At 29.1% G+C, this 19853-nt stretch carries 18 protein-coding genes; 5 read left to right on the forward strand and 13 right to left on the reverse strand.

Translation table 11 applies throughout. The annotated features are described in order from the left end of the window. From CAMP18498_RS06645 to CAMP18498_RS06670, 6 genes are all read right to left on the reverse strand, one after another. On the reverse strand, positions 1-1383 hold a 1383-nt coding region (locus CAMP18498_RS06645; protein WP_337198084.1), incomplete at its 3' end, for a polyribonucleotide nucleotidyltransferase. 132 nt (positions 1384-1515) lie between these two features. Next, on the reverse strand, positions 1516-2172 hold the full coding sequence (locus tag CAMP18498_RS06650) for a sodium:proton antiporter (RefSeq protein WP_337198085.1): 657 nt from the start codon (positions 2170-2172) through the stop codon (positions 1516-1518). Then, a complete protein-coding gene (locus CAMP18498_RS06655; protein WP_442867729.1) occupies positions 2172-4208 on the reverse strand; it encodes an LPS-assembly protein LptD in 2037 nt (678 codons plus the stop codon). The genes CAMP18498_RS06650 and CAMP18498_RS06655 overlap by 1 nt, the downstream gene beginning before the upstream one ends. Then, positions 4198-4656, reverse strand: coding sequence for an RDD family protein (locus CAMP18498_RS06660; RefSeq protein ID WP_337198087.1), 459 nt, complete (start codon positions 4654-4656; stop codon positions 4198-4200). The genes CAMP18498_RS06655 and CAMP18498_RS06660 overlap by 11 nt, the downstream gene beginning before the upstream one ends. Then, complete coding sequence (gene purD, locus CAMP18498_RS06665) at positions 4653-5903, reverse strand: phosphoribosylamine--glycine ligase (RefSeq protein WP_337198088.1); 1251 nt, start codon at positions 5901-5903, stop codon at positions 4653-4655. Before purD ends, CAMP18498_RS06660 begins: the two co-directional genes overlap by 4 nt. Before the next feature lie 262 nt (positions 5904-6165). Continuing rightward, positions 6166-7605 (reverse strand): hypothetical protein, encoded by a 1440-nt coding sequence (locus CAMP18498_RS06670; protein ID WP_337198089.1) that lies wholly within the window; start codon positions 7603-7605, stop codon positions 6166-6168. A 112-nt stretch (positions 7606-7717) separates the two neighbouring features. Between CAMP18498_RS06670 and CAMP18498_RS06675 the strand changes: the two genes are divergently transcribed. Continuing rightward, positions 7718-8269: a class I SAM-dependent methyltransferase gene (locus CAMP18498_RS06675; RefSeq protein ID WP_337198090.1), complete on the forward strand. Its 552-nt coding sequence runs from the start codon at positions 7718-7720 to the stop codon at positions 8267-8269. On the opposite strand, the gene guaA is transcribed toward CAMP18498_RS06675, so the two are convergent. Further along, on the reverse strand, positions 8270-9805 hold the full coding sequence (gene guaA, locus CAMP18498_RS06680) for a glutamine-hydrolyzing GMP synthase (protein WP_337198091.1): 1536 nt from the start codon (positions 9803-9805) through the stop codon (positions 8270-8272). It lies immediately after the preceding gene. Positions 9806-9814: 9 nt separating this feature from the next. Next, complete coding sequence (gene nhaD, locus CAMP18498_RS06685) at positions 9815-11173, reverse strand: sodium:proton antiporter NhaD (RefSeq protein WP_337198092.1); 1359 nt, start codon at positions 11171-11173, stop codon at positions 9815-9817. A gap of 134 nt (positions 11174-11307) precedes the next feature. Between nhaD and CAMP18498_RS06690 the strand changes: the two genes are divergently transcribed. Genes CAMP18498_RS06690 through CAMP18498_RS06700 form a run of 3 tightly spaced genes read left to right on the forward strand, consistent with a single transcriptional unit; the run spans position 11308 to position 14586 of the window. Next, the gene (locus CAMP18498_RS06690) at positions 11308-11781 is read left to right on the forward strand and encodes a hypothetical protein (protein ID WP_337198093.1); all 474 of its coding nucleotides are present in this window, start codon (positions 11308-11310) and stop codon (positions 11779-11781) included. Beyond that, positions 11774-13567: an excinuclease ABC subunit UvrC gene (gene uvrC / locus CAMP18498_RS06695; RefSeq protein ID WP_337198094.1), complete on the forward strand. Its 1794-nt coding sequence runs from the start codon at positions 11774-11776 to the stop codon at positions 13565-13567. Before CAMP18498_RS06690 ends, uvrC begins: the two co-directional genes overlap by 8 nt. Continuing rightward, on the forward strand, positions 13564-14586 hold the full coding sequence (locus CAMP18498_RS06700) for a hypothetical protein (RefSeq protein ID WP_337198095.1): 1023 nt from the start codon (positions 13564-13566) through the stop codon (positions 14584-14586). Before uvrC ends, CAMP18498_RS06700 begins: the two co-directional genes overlap by 4 nt. Here CAMP18498_RS06700 and recR read toward each other — a convergent pair. The 3 genes from recR to CAMP18498_RS06715 are packed head-to-tail and all read right to left on the reverse strand — an operon-like array spanning position 14573 to position 17048. Next, on the reverse strand, positions 14573-15148 hold the full coding sequence (gene recR / locus CAMP18498_RS06705) for a recombination mediator RecR (protein ID WP_337198123.1): 576 nt from the start codon (positions 15146-15148) through the stop codon (positions 14573-14575). The genes CAMP18498_RS06700 and recR overlap by 14 nt on opposite strands. Further along, positions 15148-16380 carry an ArsS family sensor histidine kinase gene (locus tag CAMP18498_RS06710; protein WP_337198096.1) on the reverse strand — a complete coding sequence of 411 codons (1233 nt, stop codon included), beginning with the start codon at positions 16378-16380 and terminating at the stop codon, positions 15148-15150. The genes recR and CAMP18498_RS06710 overlap by 1 nt, the downstream gene beginning before the upstream one ends. After that, positions 16377-17048: a response regulator transcription factor gene (locus tag CAMP18498_RS06715; RefSeq protein ID WP_012661225.1), complete on the reverse strand. Its 672-nt coding sequence runs from the start codon at positions 17046-17048 to the stop codon at positions 16377-16379. The genes CAMP18498_RS06710 and CAMP18498_RS06715 overlap by 4 nt, the downstream gene beginning before the upstream one ends. Before the next feature lie 113 nt (positions 17049-17161). Here CAMP18498_RS06715 and dnaJ point away from each other — a divergent pair, with 113 nt between their 5' ends. Next, the gene (gene dnaJ, locus CAMP18498_RS06720) at positions 17162-18283 is read left to right on the forward strand and encodes a molecular chaperone DnaJ (protein WP_337198097.1); all 1122 of its coding nucleotides are present in this window, start codon (positions 17162-17164) and stop codon (positions 18281-18283) included. On the opposite strand, the gene CAMP18498_RS06725 is transcribed toward dnaJ, so the two are convergent. Both CAMP18498_RS06725 and CAMP18498_RS06730 read right to left on the reverse strand, forming a co-directional pair. Continuing rightward, a complete protein-coding gene (locus CAMP18498_RS06725) occupies positions 18280-19062 on the reverse strand; it encodes a shikimate dehydrogenase (protein ID WP_337198098.1) in 783 nt (260 codons plus the stop codon). The genes dnaJ and CAMP18498_RS06725 overlap by 4 nt on opposite strands. Continuing rightward, entirely contained in the window at positions 19059-19853 is a 795-nt protein-coding gene (locus CAMP18498_RS06730; protein ID WP_337198099.1) for an SPOR domain-containing protein, read from the reverse strand. The genes CAMP18498_RS06725 and CAMP18498_RS06730 overlap by 4 nt, the downstream gene beginning before the upstream one ends.

The raw sequence follows: 19853 nt of genomic DNA on the forward strand, positions 1-19853 counted from the left end.
TCCTGCAGCTCTTAAAGCCAAAGCACCGCCACAAACAGTAGCCATAGAACTAGAACCATTGCTTTCTAAAATTTCAGATACCAAACGAATGGTATGAGCGCAATCTACATCCACGCTAGGATGTAAAGCTCGTTTTGCTAAATTTCCATGCCCTAGTTCTCTTCTACCAGGAGCTTTTATAGGGCTAGCTTCACCTACAGAGAAACCTGGAAAATTATAATTAACCATAAATTTTTCACAAATTGGATTTTTTTCTGTTAGCAAATCTGACATTTGCGCATCATTATCATTTCCTAAAGTTGCAACAACTAAAGCTTGGGTTTGTCCTCTAGTAAAAAGACAAGATCCATGAGCACTTGGTAAAATATTTGTTTCTATGTCTATTTTCCTAACATCTTTCAAACCTCTACCATCTGCTCGTTTATTTTCATTAATAATTTGACTTCTAATAAGTTCTCTTTTACATGTATGCAAAGCTTTTTCAATATCTTCAAATTTCCATTCATTTTCGATAGCTATTACTTCACTTTCAATTTCTTTTGCAATTTGCAAAATTTCACTCGCTCTTTCACTTTTTGCCATTTGATTGATGGCAATTTTAAGTTTTGTCATATAAGTATTTTTTATATAGTCAATAATTTGAGCATTATCTAGCTCTATTTTAAACTCAAGTTGGGAATTTTTTCTATAAGCGGCAAATATTTTTTCATATTCATTGGAGCCACGCAAGATTGCGCTGCTTGCAAAATCCAAAGCCTTTAAAGTATCATCTTCGCTAAGTTCATTCATATGATGTTTATCATCTTGCTTATTTGCCAAAGCTCTCATTTCTATCATTAAAAGCTCGTCTTTAACACCTGCTACATAAAGATCTAAAGTGCTATTTTTTAGCTCACTGTTACTTGGATTTAAAACAAATTCATTATTTATACGACCTATTCTTACACCACAAACTGGTGCTTTAATAGGAATATCACTTAAATATAAAGCAACACTTGCAGCATTTAGGCTCATTACTTGTAAATCTACTTCAGGATCAGCAGAAAGAACCATAACTACAATTTGGGTTGGATAAGCATAGCCTTTTGGAAAAAGAGGTCTTAGGCTTCTATCTATAATCCTTGCACTTAAAGTTTCATTATCACCTGGTTTGGTTTCTCTTTTTACATAGCCACCTGGAATTTTACCTGCTGCATAAGCTTTTTCTATGTATTGCACCGTAAGAGGTAAAAAATCCTCTTCTACCATTTTTTCTTCTCTTGCTACAGTTGCTAAAACTACTGCATTTTTTTCTTGCATTAAAATTGCACCAGCAGCTTGTTTTGCTACCTTATCAGTATCAAATATTTCAAGATGATTATTGATATTTATTTCATGTCGCATGATTTTCCTTTAAATTTTTATCATAGGCAAAACCAAATAAGCTTTTTAAATTTTAAAAACTAAAACTTAAAAAGCCTGTTTTTATTTTGCCTATAAATTTATATCTAAACAACAAATTGTTTAGATATAAATTTACTTTTTTAAAGGAAGATAATATTTACTTTCTTCTAAAATATCTAAAATTTCATGGGCTTGCAAAATCGTTTTATTTTTAAAATAGAACTCAATATTCACAAAATGATCAATCTTTTGCGCGCAATAAACCTCATCTACAAAAACACTAATATAATCATACACATCACTTGGCATTAAAGCAGTGGCATAAATAATGCTATTTACTTCTTCCTTTAGCAAACTTTTAATACATGAAGAAGCAGTAATCCCGCTTTCACAACCCTCATGTAACATTAAAATATTTTTTCCTTTTAAGTCTTTTAAAAGATTTCCTTTTCTGTAACGATATACATTTTTTAAAATTTTTTCTTCATAAGTCCTATTTGCCTCACCATAAATATAATCTAAGCTTATATCAAAAGCTTTAACTAAAGCCTCATTGTAAACAAGCTCTTTTGTCTCACTAATCATAGCTATTTGACACTCATCATTATTAGGAGCTTTGATTTGCTCTGTAAATAAAAAATTATACGGAATTTCTAATTTTTGTGCTAATGCATCAACAAAAACTATAGATTTTAAAGAAGGTGTAATAATAATATAATCTTTTAGTTTATTTAGTGGCAATATATCATACAATCTAGCAAGCGCATCTTTTTCATCTTCAAAAAGCATTATATAGACCTTTCATTTTCTTCCAGAGAAAAATCATAAGATACACCACCCAAAGGATAAAAATTAAACATAAAATACACACCACTTTGATCTTTAGCACTAATCCCACCACTAGTAAGTTTAGGTGAAATATCCTTACGATATATCAAAGAATAATTCCAACACTTTCTTTGATAAGTATAACCTATCTCCCATTTTTCAGGATCTTTATTCAAATCAAACCACAAACCACCAAATATTTGATAGTTGGTATTTATATCATACTGAGCTTTAGTTCCTAAAAAATTATATTTTTCTTTTTCATATATTCTATAAGCATGATTTAAACTAACTTTCCACTCACCATAATCAAATAAGGCTTCACTAAATACCTTATCAAAGCGATTATCTACCCCTGAATATTCTGCCTCATTTCTTAAACTTATATAATCATTATAAAAATATTCCACAACATTATCAAAACCACCAAAACTACCTTCTTTGGTAAAATATTTAGCCTTTAAACCATGATATAGCTTTTTTTTGCCTAAAGCACTATAAAAATACTGATACATCGAAAAATTAAACTGCTCAGGATCATCTTTTAATTCTATAAAATCTTCGGTAATTTTACCTGATTTGGCTCCAGGTATAAAATAATTAGCACCTAAATATAAGGTATGATAAAAATTTTCATAAGGCTTAGAAAGATCTGTATATAAAGAAAAATTATGTGAATTTCTAAACAAATGCTCTTGATTTTTAATATCTGTATTAGAATAATCTACAAAATTTACATAAACTCTTTCTGTAAAGGCAAAATTTAAAAAATCATCCAAAAAACTTGTATGATAAATTAAAGGCAAATCAAAATCTAAAGTTTTAGCATAAATACCCGTATGTCTATAATATCTATGAAAAGAAGCATCTAAGCTATACTGTATATAGTTATCAAAAAAACCATTTAAATATCTATGATATTGAAAAGAAGGGTATTCTTGCATGGTATCTTTGTTGCTAATTTTAGAAGTGTCTACATAATACTTCGCATAAGCACCATAATAATTATCATCATCAGATAAGAAATAATTTATTTTTGAGGTAACCAAAGAAGCTTCAGTTTTTGCACTAGAGCTTAAGTTCATATAATCTACATCATTTAAATAAGTAGCATCAATCCATAAGCCTTCTTGAAATTCATCGCTCAAAAGGCTCTTGAATAAAGCTTCGCTTGAATATTTAATTTCTAAACCATAATGTTCTTTGTTTTTTAAATTTTCCTCTCTTTTGTAGCTTGATTTTTCTCCAAAAATACCACCGCTAATTTCACCTTGAGAATAAGGACTATCAATAAATCTTAAAGTTGAGTATAATCCATAGCCTCTTTTTGTCCTAATTTGAGGTTCAAATTGAATATCTGCATTATCATCAATAACATAATAGATTGGTTGGTTATAATATAACCCCTCGCTTTGTTTTAAAACCACCTGAGGAATTAATAAACCGCTTTTTCTTTTGGTGTCTACACTAAAGCCAAAATACGGCAAATACATTACAGGAGTATTTTTTACATACAATCTTGCGTTATAAAGATGTAAAAAATTACTCTCTTTATTTAATTTTCCTTCATCAAAACGAATTTCCCAATCAGGATTTTCAACATTACAACTAGAAACAACCGACTTTTTAGTTACAACAAACTTATCATTTAAATCTGCTTGATGACATTGCAACCAAACCTCTAAATCGTTATTTGAAAAAAATAAATTTTTAAAAGCTGTTGTATTATCTTTGAGGTTAATCTTAGTATAAGTAGAATTAGTTCTTTCTTTTTGCCCTCGTAAGATATTCACATCACCAAACAATTCTAAATCTTTTGTCGCTTCATTAAATTTGGCCTTACTTGCGGTGATTAAATACAAATCAGAAACTACAACTACATTGTTTTTTGCTTCTATGATATCATTTGTTTTTACAACATCTAAAGCATAAATGTCTACCTTAGAAGCATACAAACTCCCTGCACAAGCTAAAGAAAGCAATATTTTACGCAAGATCTATCACCACTGTTTTGGCTGCATAATCATGCCAAGTTTTCAAAACAATATTACTCAAAGCCCAAGCAAATCCTAAACCATACAACATATCACTAATTTGTCTTACACCTGCTCTTAGAGCGCTTTGAGTAAAATTTGGTTTATCTAGCAATTCTTGATCAATCACCATGATCTTCAAAAGCATTTTTCCTAAAGTTGCGCCATATAAATAAGTAAATAAACTATGGTATGCAAACTGCAAAATCAAAATCCCACCAGCAAAATGCATTAAAAGATTATGAATTTCTTCATAAGTTTGCATAGAATTAATTTTATCGAGTAAAATAATACTTACGATGCCCAAAATTACAAAACTATCAACAACATAAGCTAAAAATCTTTTTTTAAAACTTGCTATTTTTATTTCTTCTTTTTCTAGCTTATCAAATAATTCTTGATTGGTACTCATTTAAGAACCTGAAAGGCAATATCTTTTCTGTATTGTTTTCCTTTAAAATGGACATTTTCACAAAGCATATAAGCGTTTTTTTGAGCTTCTTCAATGCTTTTGCCAGTTCCCACACAAACCAACACGCGACCACCGCTGGCATATAATCTATCATCTTCTAAACTCACACCAGCATAAGAAATATGAGAATTTTGTGGAATATCGCCTATCTCAATCAAAGCTTTTGGTGAGTCCTTGTAAGGATAATTTTTACTTGCACAAACCACACCCACAGCAAATTCATTTTTAATTTTTATATGAGTATTAGCAAGATTTTTATTCACACATGCTAAAAATAAATCCAAAGGATTTTCTATTAAAGGCATCAAAACCTCACATTCAGGATCACCAAAACGCACATTATACTCTAAAACATAAGGTTTATTATTTACAACCATCAAGCCTATAAACAACACTCCAACAAATTCAGCACCTTCTTCTTTCATGCCTTTAAGAGTTGGCGCCACTATATCTTTCTTCACTTGCTCTAACAAACTTTCACTTGCTAAAGCACTTGGAGCATAAGCCCCCATGCCACCCGTATTAGGCCCTTTATCATTATCTAATAACCTTTTATGATCTTGCGCTGCAGGCAACAATATAAAATCATTTCCATCGCAAACTGCAAATACGCTTAATTCAAAACCATCAAGATATTCTTCAATCACAACAATTTTTCCAGCTTCCCCAAAGCTTTCTCCACTTAGCATATTTTTAGTAGCTTCTAAAGCTTCTTCATGGCTTTGCGCGATAATCACCCCTTTACCTGCACATAAGCCATCTGCTTTTACAACAATAGGAGGTGTTAAAGATGTGATAAATTTCTTAGCTTTTTCATAATCGGTTGTGTTTAAAAATTTAGCTGTTTTGATTTTATATTTTTTTAAAAAACTCTTCATAAAAGATTTTGAAGCTTCCAACATAGCAGCAGCTTTAGTAGGTCCAAAAATAGCAATATTGTTTTCTTTAAAAAAATCTACTATACCCTCTGCTAAAAAATTTTCACTCCCAACTATGCAAAGATCAATCTCAGATGCTTTTGCATAAGCTGTTATAACTTTAGGATCTTTCATATTAAGATTTGTTCCTATTTTAGCAGTAGCACCATTTCCTGGAGCAAAATAAAATTCTAAATTATCATTTGTTTTTTGAAGAGCCAAAGCGATAGAATACTCCCTAGCACCGCTTCCTAGTATTAAAATTTTCATTATTTTCCTTAAAAATATTACAAAAACCCAAATGGCCGGAGTATAAGTGTCTGACCCTCAAAAGGTCAAAGTATGCCATTAGGTGATTTTTAAAGGCTGCAGCTTCTCGCTTTTTTTCAAAACTCAAACGAAGTCACAGAACACGGTAAATCACACATCACAGCTTATAATTAATGTGTTGGATCCTCTTTAATACCATATCGAACCATTTAGGCAGCATAATTATAGCTAACAAAACTTAAAAATAGCGTTTAAAAGGTTTTTATAAAATCTTAAATTTTGTCTTAGAATCTTTCTTTAAAAAATATTTTCCTTCCAAAATAACATCAGCAATAGGCGCCCATATAGTCTTTTCATCGACATAAACTATATCAAATTCAGTGTTTTTCATTAACCCTTGGTAATTTACTTTCTTAAGTGCATGCTTAACTACATAATAAGGATTCATTGAAAAAATTTGAATCTTCATATTAACATATAAATCAGGATTAGAAGTTACAACTAGGAATTTCTTTTCACATTCTTTTTTTACTTTCTTTACATATGAAAATAACAATTGATCATTTGGGTTTAAAGCATGTTTGTTTAGTCTGTTTAAATAAAGCTCAGCAAAAGAAAGCGTACAAAAAGAAATTTCACTTGCTGTTTTAAAATAAGAGTTTTTAATGCTTGTTGATTTTAAAGATTTTTTCCAAATCTCTATATCTAGTTTTGTTGCACATATATTTAAACCCTGCTTAATCTTTTCAAAAAGCTTTTCTCTTGCCATATTAAAACTATTACTAAAAATTGTAAAATTTTTTTCATAAAAAGATTTTTTTATCAACTCTAGTCTTTCTACGCTTTTAGTAAAATAATCAGCTTCATTTTTTAATTCTATTAGTTTTTGTTTTTTACCTTGTATCATTTCTTCTAATTCTTGGTGTTTTTTTCCACCTTCTGCTTCTAATCTTGCTTGTTTTGATTTTATATCTGTTATTAAAGTGCTCATTTGACGATAAAGTGCTAATTTTCTATTTTTTCTATTATCGATCGAAGCTAAAAGCGCTTGGTAATGACACTGATGAGATAAAAAAACCTCTTCATATAAGCGTTCCATATTGATATGCTTTTGCTTGTCTTTCATATCTTTATATGACATTTCAAGGTGCACTATGATATTTTTCATTGCAGAAAAATCAGCTTGATTGATAGTATTATCCAAAAATAATAAAGTATCTAAAGCCTTATATAAAAAACGCTTCATAGCAAAAAAATCAATAATATATGGCACCTCATCTGTGTTAATGTCTTTTACTGCATTAATTGACAAGGTTTCATTATAAAAATATCTTTGAATGGCTTGTGGGATAGTTAAATTTAATGTGATTTTATCAAGATTATCATAATCTGTTTCTCTATAAAGTTCTTGAACATAAGCATCGCGTCTTGTCAGTCTTAAATCTTCTAATTCATCATCGCTATCTGTTTTCCAAAAATCTCTTTCTTTAATAAAATCATTATCTGTAAATTCTTGAAATTTAGAAGGACGTAAATCGGTAATATGCTTTTCATCGGATCTAAATTCAACAAACATACCAACCGTTGGCATACTTCTTTTATCATGCCATGCGTGTTTATTAAATTCAAAAAATGTTTTTGCTAGATTGATTACTGTTCCTCTTCCAGTAGCATCCACATAAACCATTATTTTTCCGTGCATATCCAAATCCTTGATCTAAAGAAAAATTCAATTCTTATTTTAACTTTGTTTTCATAAATTTACAATTATATTTTAAAATTTCACAAAATAAACATCTTTAGGTATTTTATTTATGTTTTTATATCAATATTTTAAAAACCCAAAACAAACAGGAGCATTTTGCGCAAGCTCCAAAAAATTAAGCAAACTTATAACTTCTCATGTTCAATATGCAAAAAATATCGTTGAAATAGGGCCTGGTACGGGAAATTTTACAAAGTATATCCTCAAACAAAAAAGCCATAATGCAAGATTTTTTGCCGTTGAAATCAACCCTCACATGGCAAAAAAATTAAAACAAAATATAAAAAATATAGATATAGAAGTTAATTCAGCAGAATTTTTACCAAATATGTTAGAAAAAAGAGCGATCAACAGTGTTGATTTGATTATCTCAGGAATTCCTTGGGCTTTATTAAATTCCAAAGAGCAAGATTTATTACTAAAATCTATTCATGATGCTTTAGAGGAAAACGGTTGTTTTGCAACATTTGCTTATATACTCCCAACACCAAAAGGAAGGGCTTTTAAGAAAAAACTTTTTGCTACTTTTAGCAAGGTAGAAATTTCACCTATCATTTGGCAAAATCTTCCCCCTGCTTTTGTATATTTTTGTACTAAATAATCATTCCCATTCAATCGTTGCTGGTGGCTTGCTAGAAATATCATATACCACGCGATTGATTCCTTCTACTTCATTAATAATACGGCGTGAAATATTTTCCAATAATTCATAAGGTAAATGAGAAAAAGTTGCAGTCATACCATCGCTTGCATTAACAACACGCACGCAAACTGCGTTATCATAGGTTCTATTATCTCCCATTACACCAACACTTTGTACGTTTAAAAGCACACAAAAAGCTTGCCATGTCTTATCATACCAGCCACTGCTTTTTAATTCTTCAATCAAAATCACATCTGCTTTTCTTAAAAGCTCCAAACTAGGCTCATTTACCTCACCCATTATACGTATAGCAAGACCTGGTCCTGGGAAAGGATGACGATAAACTGCATCTTTACTTAAGCCAAGCTCCATTCCTAAAGCTCTTACCTCATCTTTAAAAATCTCCTTTAAAGGCTCGATGAGTTTTAAATTCATCTTTTCAGGCAAACCGCCCACATTGTGATGAGATTTTATAGTCTTACTAGCTCCTACAACTGAACTTTCGATAATATCCGTATACAAAGTCCCTTGTGCTAAATATTTTACATCTTTATGTTTTTTAGCTTCTTCTTCAAAAACTTCTATAAAAGTATTTCCTATGATTTTTCTCTTTTGTTCAGGATCTCTCACTCCCGCTAAACGACTTAAGAAAATCTCTCTAGCATCAATACTGATTAAATCAATGCCCAAGGTGTGTCTAAACATATACTCAACTTGTTCTTTTTCACCGCTTCTTAAAAGACCATTATCAACAAAAACAACTACTACTTGATCTTTTATCGCACTTGCTAATAATGCAGCCACTACGCTACTATCAACTCCACCACTTACTGCACAAAGCACTTTATCATTTCCTACTTCTTCTTTGATTTTTTGTGCTTGAGTTTTTGCAAAAGATCCCATATTCCATACACTATCACAATTACATGCATACTTAGCAAAATTTTTCAAGATGCTTTTTCCAAATTCACTATGTTGCACTTCAGGGTGAAATTGTAAAGCAAAAAATTTACGCTTCTCATCTCCAAATACACAAAATGGACTATTTTCGCTAGTTGCTAAAACCTCAAAACCTTGTGGTAAATTCTCAACCTTATCAGAATGGCTCATCCATACCGTTTGCTTTTTAGGTAGATTTTTAAACAAGTCACTATCATTTTGAATATCTATAGTTGCTTTGCCATATTCTTTATGACCTGCTGGGGCAACATTTGCTCCAAAATGATGTGCCATAAGTTGCATACCATAACATATTCCTAAAACTGGTATATTTAAATCAAAAACACCCTTATCACAAAAATAAGCATCATTTGCATATACACTAGCTGGCCCACCACTTAAAATAATACCTTTAGGTTCTTTAGCTTTAATCTCATCCAAACTCACATTAAAAGGTAAAATTTCTGCATACACACCTTGCTCTCTTAATCTTCTAGCAATGAGTTGCGTGTATTGTGAACCAAAGTCCAAAACTAAAATATCTGCTTTTTTCATCTAACTCCTTTATAAATTTAACAATTGAAATTGTACATACCAAACTATAATAGATATTATATAACCAACCAAAATCGTCCATGCGTATTTTAAATGAGCATTAAAAGTATAAATTCCTTTCATTTTACCCATTACTCCCACTCCAGCAGCTGAACCAAAACTAATCAAAGATCCCCCTATTCCCGCTGTAAGAGTTACTAAAAGCCATTGAGTATCATCCATACTTGGATTTGCTTTTAACACCGCGCTCATAACCGGAACATTATCTACAATAGCAGATAAAAATCCTACTCCTATATTAATACTAGTAGCTCCAAATTTTGCATAAAGATCAGAAGCATAAGCAAGCCAACCAACAAAATGCAAGGCACCCACAGCAGATAAAATACCAAAGAAAAATAATAAAGTATCCATCTCAATGCGCGTCATATAATGAAAAATATTTAAATCTTTTTTACCTTGTTTTCTATTGAAAAAATACATATATAAACTAAGCAATGAAAGGCCAAAAATCATACCCCACATTGCAGGTAAATCACAAATACTATGAATAAATACCGCTAAAGCTATAGTTAAAAAACCAAGCACAATAAAAACTTTACCGCCTGGTTTAATTTCTACTTTTTCTAAATTATCTTTGTGGAAATTTGGCTTAATATCAGGCACATAACGCGATAACAAATAAGCAGTAAGCAACCAACCAATAAAAGAAGCAGGAAAAAGAGCAAAAAATTCAAAAAACGTGGCTTTTTTTGCTGTCCAAACCATCAAAGTAGTAATATCACCAAAAGGCGACCAAACTCCACCAGCATTAGCTGCAGCGACAATATTTATAGCACCTGGGATTAAAAATTCTTTATTATGTTTATCTATGGTTAAAAGCACAGTAGATAAAATCAAAGCAGTTGTAAGATTGTCTGCAATTGGAGAAATAAAAAAAGCTAAAATACCTGTGAGCCAAAATAACTTTCTATATGTATAACCCTTGCTTACAAGTTTGTATTTTAAAGTTTCAAAAACTGATCTTTCTATCAATGCTTCTATAAAAGTCATAGCAGCTATTAAGAAAAAAACAATTTGTGCAATTTCTAAAATAAGATGATTAACACTTTCTTCAAGTATTTGCGTATCTAAATCATTCATTACCATATATATACCTATGATAACAAAAGATAAAGTACCTATAAACAAAGCAGGCTTAGTTTTGTTAATATGATATTTTTCTTCTGCTGCGATAAAATAATAACCTAATATAAAAATTATTAAAACACCTATACCCAAAGCACTAAAAGCCAAATTTAACTCATGAGTTTGACCTGCTAATAAAAAGCTAATACTAAAACAAAGTAAAAAAAGTATTCTACTCATATTTCACTCTCCAAAGATTGGAATTTTTTAATCTCTTTTACACTGCCATTGTTATCTTTTATTTCATAAAATGGAGCAGCTTTATAACCACATGCACTTAAAAATATTAATAAAAAAAATGTTACAATAATTAAATGGAAGTTAAAAATGATATTAAAACAAGTCGTGATGTTATTGACATTTTTGTTAATTCTGAAAAATATAAACATTATAGACCTTTAAAAGCACTTTTGCAATATAAAGAGTTTTTAAATTTGTTTAATCATAATCACCAACAAATGATTACTAAACTCTTTATAAAAAATAATACTTTGATTATTTTAGTTAAACACCACATTGCGTATATGGAGCTTAATCACGATAATACCAAAAAAATGATTAAAAGTCTCATAAAAAACTATACTTTAGCTAAACCAATGAGTAATTTTGCAAAGGTAGAAAATATAAAAATACTTAGCGATAAAAACTTTATATCTAAAAATAGTATTTTTGCTGATCATAAAAAAACTCATCTAGAGCTTTCTAATGGAAATTTTAAAAATCATTTTGAAAATCCTATTTTATATAATAAATTTGAAGAATTACGAAAGCTTATAAAAAATGCTTGAAAATGAACTCAAAACCTTGCCAAATTTGCCAGGTGTATATCAGTATTTTGATATTCGAGATAAACTTTTATATGTAGGTAAGGCCAAGAATTTAAAAAACCGTGTTAGAAGTTATTTTAACTTTACTCCAAATCTTTGCCCAAATCCTAATAATAGCTTAAGAATTCAAAAAATGATTAGCCAAACACATCATTTAGAATTTATCACCACAAAAAGCGAGGCCGATGCTTTAATACTAGAAAATTCTTTTATAAAGCAACTTCATCCAAAATACAATATATTATTAAGAGATGATAAAACCTACCCTTATATTTACATAGATTTAAACGAAGATTTTCCTAGATTTGAAATTACAAGAAAAATCATCAAAAAAAACAAAATAAAATATTTTGGTCCGTTTTTTAAAGGAGCAAAAGAGCTTTTAAATGCTTTGTATTTATCATTTGAACTAAGACAAAAAAAATCCTGCAAAGAACTTTGCCTTTTTTATCAAATCAAGCGTTGTAAAGGACCATGCGAGCAAAAAATTTCCAAACAAGATTATGAAAAAATTATCCAAAAGGCCACTCAAGCCCTTTTAAACCCCTTATCTTTAACAAAAAATTTAGAAAATAAAATGCTTGAATATGCAAAAAATGAAAACTACGAAGAAGCAGCTATTATAAGGGATCAAATCAAAACAATAGAAGATTTAAGCGTAAAAATACAAATAGACCTTGCAAAATTAGAAGATTTTGATATTTTTGTCATATATCATGAAGCAAATATACTCTCTATGGTACGTTTTGTTATAAATAATGGTAGGGTAATTAGCTCAAACCATAAAGTGCTAACCCTAAATCATCAAGAAGAATTTGACTTAAATGCTGTATATAAGCAATACATATTAGAAAATTACACCCAAGATAGTCCAATAAATTCAACCCGAATTTATACGCATGAAGAATTTGAAGATATGAACCTTTTGCAAAATTTACTTAGTGAGAGATTTTCTAGAAAATTTCACCTTAAGACTCCAAAACTTGGCGAAAAAAAAGCTTTGTGCGAACTTGCACTAGAAAATGCAAAAATAAACATACAAAAACACTTAAAAAGTGATGATTATTTATTTTTGAAAGAATTAAAAGAATTTTTTAACCTACAAAATTATCCTAACTATATAGAAATTTTTGACAATTCTCATATGCAAGGTGAGGCAAATGTTGGTGCTTTGGTAGCCTATAAAGATGGAAAATTTGATAAAAGTTCTTATAGACACTACCATTTATCCTATAAAAATGATTATGATCAAATGCTTCAAACTCTTAGTAAAAGAGCTATGTCATTTGATAAAAATCCTCCGCCTGATTTATGGTTAATTGATGGGGGAGATGCTTTATTAAAGCTAGCAAATGATATCATCAAAAGTTCTGGGGCAAATGTAGATATTTTAGCTATTTCTAAAGAAAAAATAGACGCAAAAGCTTATAGAGCAAAAGGAAGTGCGAAAGATAAAATTTATACTCAAGAAGGCAAAATTCAACTTTCAACTGATGATAAAAAATTACAATTTTTGCAAAAATTACGTGATGAAGCACATCGCTTTGCAATTAGTTTTCATCAAAAAACAAAAAGAAAACAAGATTTACAAAGTTCTAGGTTAATGCAACTTGGAATTTCCCAAGGATATATTAAAAAATTTTTAGATTATTATGGTAGTTTTGATGAAATTAGCAAAGCCAGCTTTGATGAATTAAAATCACTTTCCAATGTAAAAATAGCTAAATTAATCAAGGAAAATTTATGATATTATTTATTAGTCTTTTGACTTTAATTTTATGTTTTTTAAATTATTATTTTTTATACCCTATCGATCAAAAACTATTCTTCATTTATACTTTTATGAGTATTTTGATTTTTATCATTGCATGCATTTATATAATCTTAAAAAATCAAAAAATCAAAAAAAATAAAATTTTGACCCAAGAAATTGAAAAATATCTTTCTCTACCAAAATCAAATTCTTTAGAAGAATTAAAAGAAAATTTAAAACTATCGTTTGATTTAATCAATAAGCAACTACAAGATCAAAAACTACAAAATCAACTTACGCAAAAAGATTTTCAATATCTTATTCAAGGTTTAAATTACTTACAAACAGATAACTTATGCACACTAAAACCAATTTTACAACAATACCAGCACAATAAAATTCCTATAAACGATTGTTTTGAAAATATACATGCAGGTATTATAAACAACAATATTATTGAAAATTTTCTTTTGCAATGTATATTATCAAATATAGGAATTAGTAGTGAAATTATAAAGGATTACAAGGAAAAGAAATTTAGCCTTATTATCTCAAAAGAAAAGGTTGATGATATTTTAAATTTTACTTTTACTAAAATTTGTGCTGAAGATATTATTAATTTTTTAAATGCCAATTTCACACAAGAAACTTACAAAAAAAGAAATTCTCATAATGTTTTAATTTTTAAATCTACTAGTTTTGAAAACGATCTTATTTTAAATATAACCAATCAATTTTGCCAAAACAACCAAACTGTAAATAATTTAAGTGATTTTAAAAAAACTTTACAATTAAATTTCAAATTGATTTTAATTGATTATGAAGTTATAAAATTTGATTTTACATATATCAGTCAAATTTTGCAAGAATATAAAATAAAAAATCCACAAAATGCCATTTTACTTTTTTCCAAAGATAGAGTTAAAAACTGTGATTTTGCCAATATAATCTTAAATGATATTAACAAAAATAAATGGTTGGCATTATTAAAAAAATATATTAATCAAGCTTAGTTCTATGATTTATAGCTTTATGCAAAGATATAAAATCAACATTTTCTAAACTCACACCACTTGGGATACCTTGAGCTATTTGCGAAAAACTTAAATTTAAATCTTTTAATTTTTCCTCAATAAAAAAAACAATAGCATCAGAATTTAGGCCTTGTGTGAAAGCAAAAAATATTTCTGTAGTTTTATTATACTCAATCATACTTCTTAATTTTGCAATATTTTCCTCACTTGTATCATCAAGTACAAAATAAAGCCCATCATAACTTCTGCTATCTTCTAAAACCAAAACATCTTTAGAATTTTGAACTATACAGATAATATTACGATTTCTTTCTATATTAGAACAAACTTCGCATAATTCATTTTCACTTAAAGCACCACATTGTGTGCATTTTTTTATCATTCTTATGGATTCTTCAATATGATAAGCAAGCTTAGAGCCTAATAAAGGATCTTTTATGCAAACATGATATGCAAGCCTTAAAGCAGATTTCTTTCCTATGGTAGGCAATGCAGAAAAAGCAGCTATTAACTCATTAAATTTTTCTAAGCCCTTCAAAATTATTTCAACCTTGAAAAAACAATTTTAAAAGTATGATAACCATCTTCATAACTGTAGGTTAAATTATAACCATGAAGATTGCAAATATTATTAATAATATAAAGTCCTAGTCCCATTCCTTCTACTTGGGTATTATGCTCTCTTACAAAAGGTTTTAAATAATAATCAAAAGTTTTTTTAAGTTGAATTCCCTTGTTTCTAACAATAATATAATCCCCAGAGCATATAATCTCGCAAGCTTTATCAACTGAATACTTAATAGCATTATCAATTAAATTTTTAAGCATTAAAGAAAAGAGCTCTAGATCAGCAATTATCATAGTATCCTCTTTATAAGTAATCTTTACTTTTTGATAAAAATCATCTCTCATTAAATAATCTTCAGCCTGCTCTAAAATCAAACTCAAATGATAGGTTTGCAAATTAAGCTGACAATTTCTTGATAAAACTTTTTCAATTTTTCCAAATTCATCTATTAACAATTCAAGTCTTTCAAAAATCGCCACCAAACGATCTTTTTGCTTTTGATTATCTAGCATTTCACAAACTATTCTACCTTTACCAATAGGTGTTTTAAGCTCATGCATAATCATTCTTAAAAAAAACTGTCTTGATTTTACAAGCTCTTGAATTTTATTGATAGCATGATCAAATTCAAAAGATATTTCTGAAATTTCATCATTAATCTGAGAGTATTCAGATAAAGGTTCAATTTTACCTGCACTAATATTTTTAATTTTCTTTTTTAGAATTTTTAAAGGCATTAAAGATCTTAATACTGAAAAATATAAAAATATAATCAAAATCAAACTAAAAAAGAAACTTAATAAAAATAAATATTCTAAACGCGTAGAAGCACTTAATTCATAAAGATATTTTGCATTCAATCTTTCTACATAGAAAAAAATTTGATTATGATAAATAATAGAAGAAAAACTTCCATACAAAGAATTAATCCTAAATACCTTTTCACCTTTTGCAATGATATGTTTTATATTACGCTCATTTTCAACTAATTTAAAAGATTTAGAAAGAAGATACTCATGTATTGAAAAATCTTCTTTTCTTTCTAGGTTATATATTATTTTTTCTACAATTTCTTTTTGTCTTCCTTGTTCGTTAGTTAAATAAGAATCAATCTGAACCTTTCCTAAAAGCACAAACAAGGCACAAACAAATAAAAAAGCTGTTGCAAAAAGAACGGTGATTTTAAGATTAATAGTTACTTTCATCCTATTAATTTATATCCTATTCCTCTAACTGAAAAAATATGTTTTGGTGCTTTTGAGCTATCGCCAATTTTAGTTCTAAGTCTACCAATAATAACATCCAAGCTTTTAGAGTCTTTATCTTTTAAGCTTTTACAGTGATACACAAGTTGTTCTCTGCTAACCGAAAAACCATGTTGTCTTATCATATAGCTTAAAATTTCATACTCAGCAGGAGTTAAAACCAAAACCTCATCATTGTAACTTATCTCATGTCTTTTTTCATCAATTTTAAATGCTGAATTGATTATTTTCTCAGGAGTTTCATTGGTTCGTTTAGAACGACGAATCAAACTCATAATTCTTGCGTGCATTTCTTTTGGATCATATGGTTTTGGCAGGTAATCATCTGCACCTATTTGAAGTCCTACAATTTTATCACTCAAATCACTTCTAGCTGAAGAAATAATAATAGGAATACTATATTTTTCTCTTATTTCACGACAAACTTCAAGACCATCAAGTCCAGGTAAAGTTAAATCAAGAATTAAACAATCATAGTTTTTTATACCAGCACTCATTCCCAAATATGGATCTTCATAATTAGTAACTTTTATATTAAACTGGGCCAAATATTCTGCCAAAAACTCTGCAAAATCTGGATCATCTTCGATCATTAAAACATTAATCATCTCTACCCCTTTAGTGAAAATATGTTACGAACTTAACATTATAACACATAATTTAACTATTCATTTATTTTTTTGCTAAAATTACAATATTAATTTTTCAAGAGAGGAAAAAAGTGGAACTTAATTATTATGAAATACTAGAAATTTCCCGAACTTCAGATAAAGAAACCATAAAAAAAGCATACAGAAAGATGGCTTTAAAATATCATCCTGATAGAAATCAAGGAGATAAAGAAGCGGAAGAGAAATTTAAGCTTGTAAATGAAGCTTATGAGGTGCTTAGCAATGATGAAAAAAGAAGCATATATGATAGATACGGAAAAGAAGGGCTTAAAGGTCAAGCCGGTGGTTTTGGTGGTTTTGGAGATGTTGATTTAGGGGATATATTCTCGAGCTTTTTTGGAGATGGATTTGGTTTTGGCAGCTCAACGCGTAAAAAAGAAAAAGGAAATAAATATCCTCAAGATTTAAAAATAACAACAAAAATTAGCTTTAAAGAAGCTGTTTTTGGCTGTAAAAAAAAGATCGATTTTACCTATAAAAGTTTTTGTAAATCATGCAAAGGAAGTGGTTCAGAAAATGGAAAATTAGATACTTGTCCTCATTGCGGAGGAAAAGGGCAAGTTGGTGTTAGACAAGGCTTTATGACCTTTGTGCAAAGCTGCGATCATTGTAAAGGTAGCGGTCAGATTATAAAAGATAAATGCAAAACATGTCATGGTAATGGCTATGAAGAAATAAAAGATCATATAGAACTTGATATACCAGAAGGCATAGACAGCGGTATGAGTCTTAGAGTACAAAATAAAGCAAATGAGCTTCCAAATTCTTCTCAAAGAGGTGATTTATATATCAAAATCATCGTAGAAGATGATGATAAATTTATCAGACATGATGATGATATCTATACCATAGTACCTGTATTTTTTACCCAAGCTGCTCTTGGAAAAACTATTAAAGTATCCACTATAAGAGGAGAGGCTGATCTTAAACTTCCAGTCGGTGCAAAAGATAAACAAAAATTCGAATTAGCCAACGAAGGTGTTAAAAATATTCACAATGGAAAATTAGGCTCACATATTGTACAAATTGAAATAAAATTTCCAAAAACGCTTACTGATGAACAAAAAAATCTACTATTACAGCTTGAGAAAAGTTTTGGCTTAGCAGATGAAGAAGACTTTATAGAACAAGAAAGTTTGTTTGATAAAATCAAATCTTGGTTTAGCCACTAAGGAAGTTTTAAAGCCATTTCCATGGCTTTAAAAATTTCTTCTGTTTTTTGACATTCTAAAAATAACTCAAGAGCAAAAACACCTTGCCATAAAAGCATTTGTGTACCATCTTTTATTTTTAAGCCATTTTCTCTTGCTAATTTTAAAAAAGGTGTATTTTTACCATATATCACATCAAAAGCATATTTGGCATGTTGAAAAATACTTTTTAAAATCTCTTCTTGGCAAGGTAATTTCTCATCATTTAAACCTGCACTAGTCGTATTGATAATCAAATCAAATTTTTTACTTAAATCAAGTTGGGCATATAAAAAACATGGATAATCAGTTAATTTTACAAATCTAGCACTAGAGCGATTTGTTATTGTAACTTCAATATTTCTAGATTTTAAAGCATAAGCTAAAGCTTTTGCTGTACCCCCAGCACCCAAAATCAAAGCATTTTTGATAAAAGAAAAATCCTCAATTGCTTTTAAAAATCCCAAATAATCTGTATTATAAGCATAAATTTTATTATCTTTATTTAATAAAGTATTAGCAGAGCCTATATGTATAACACTTTCATCTTTAAAATCAGCTATTTTATAAGCTGCTTCTTTAAAAGGTATGGTGATATTAGCACCATCTAACTTTTGAATAATCTCTTTTAGTTTTGCTTTATCTTTTAGATGATATCTTGTATAAACTGCGTCTTCTTTGAGTGTTTGCAAGGCATTATTATGCATTCTTGGAGATTTAGAATGCATAATAGGATCACCTATAACTGCAAAAGTTTTCATTTTACTCTAAATGTAAAAGCACCTTTTGCAATTTTAGAACGTATTTTTTCTAATTCGGTCTTTACTTCACTCTCTTTATAAGGTCCAACTAAAACTTTCGTTAGCTCTTTGCCATTTACTGTTGTTTTATAAATTTTATAATCATATCCATTTTCTTTAAGTATATTTAATTCTTTTGATTTAGGATCTAAACTATTTAAAGAAAAAACTTGAATATAAGCACCTGAAGGAAGTTGTGTTTGAATATTTGGTGTTTTGATACTTTCAAATAATTCATTTGTATTGCTTTGCTCTGGAGCTTTTTGCTGCTCAACTATATTATTTTTTGGTTTTTCGGAAGGTTTTTGAGTTGGTTTTTCTATAGATTTAATCTCTTCTTGTTTTTCTTCCACCTTAGCTGGCTCTTCTTTTGGCTCTATTGTAGTAATTTGATCTAAAACACTATTACTTGGAACTTCTTGCTTTTCCTCTATAGAAGTATTTGTATCACTCAGAGAGCTTTCTTCTTTTAATTTTCTAGCTAAAGCCTCAAATTCATCTTCTTCTTTAGTGCTATCTGTAATAGATAAAGAATTAAAATTATTTTCATAAGTAGCTTGCTCTTGTGGCTCTGATGGCATTTGCAATGTTTTTTCTTCACCTGGATCATTAATTAGCTTCATTGCTATCATAACAACCAAAAATACAATGATTAAAATAATTGATCTAAGTAAAATTTTTTTAAGCTTTTCACTTTTATTACTTTTTTGTAAAATAATATCATCAAATTCATTTTTGTTATTTTCTTCCAT

It is taken from the genome of Campylobacter sp. W0066.2 (assembly GCF_024723515.1).
GTDB lineage: Bacteria > Campylobacterota > Campylobacteria > Campylobacterales > Campylobacteraceae > Campylobacter_D.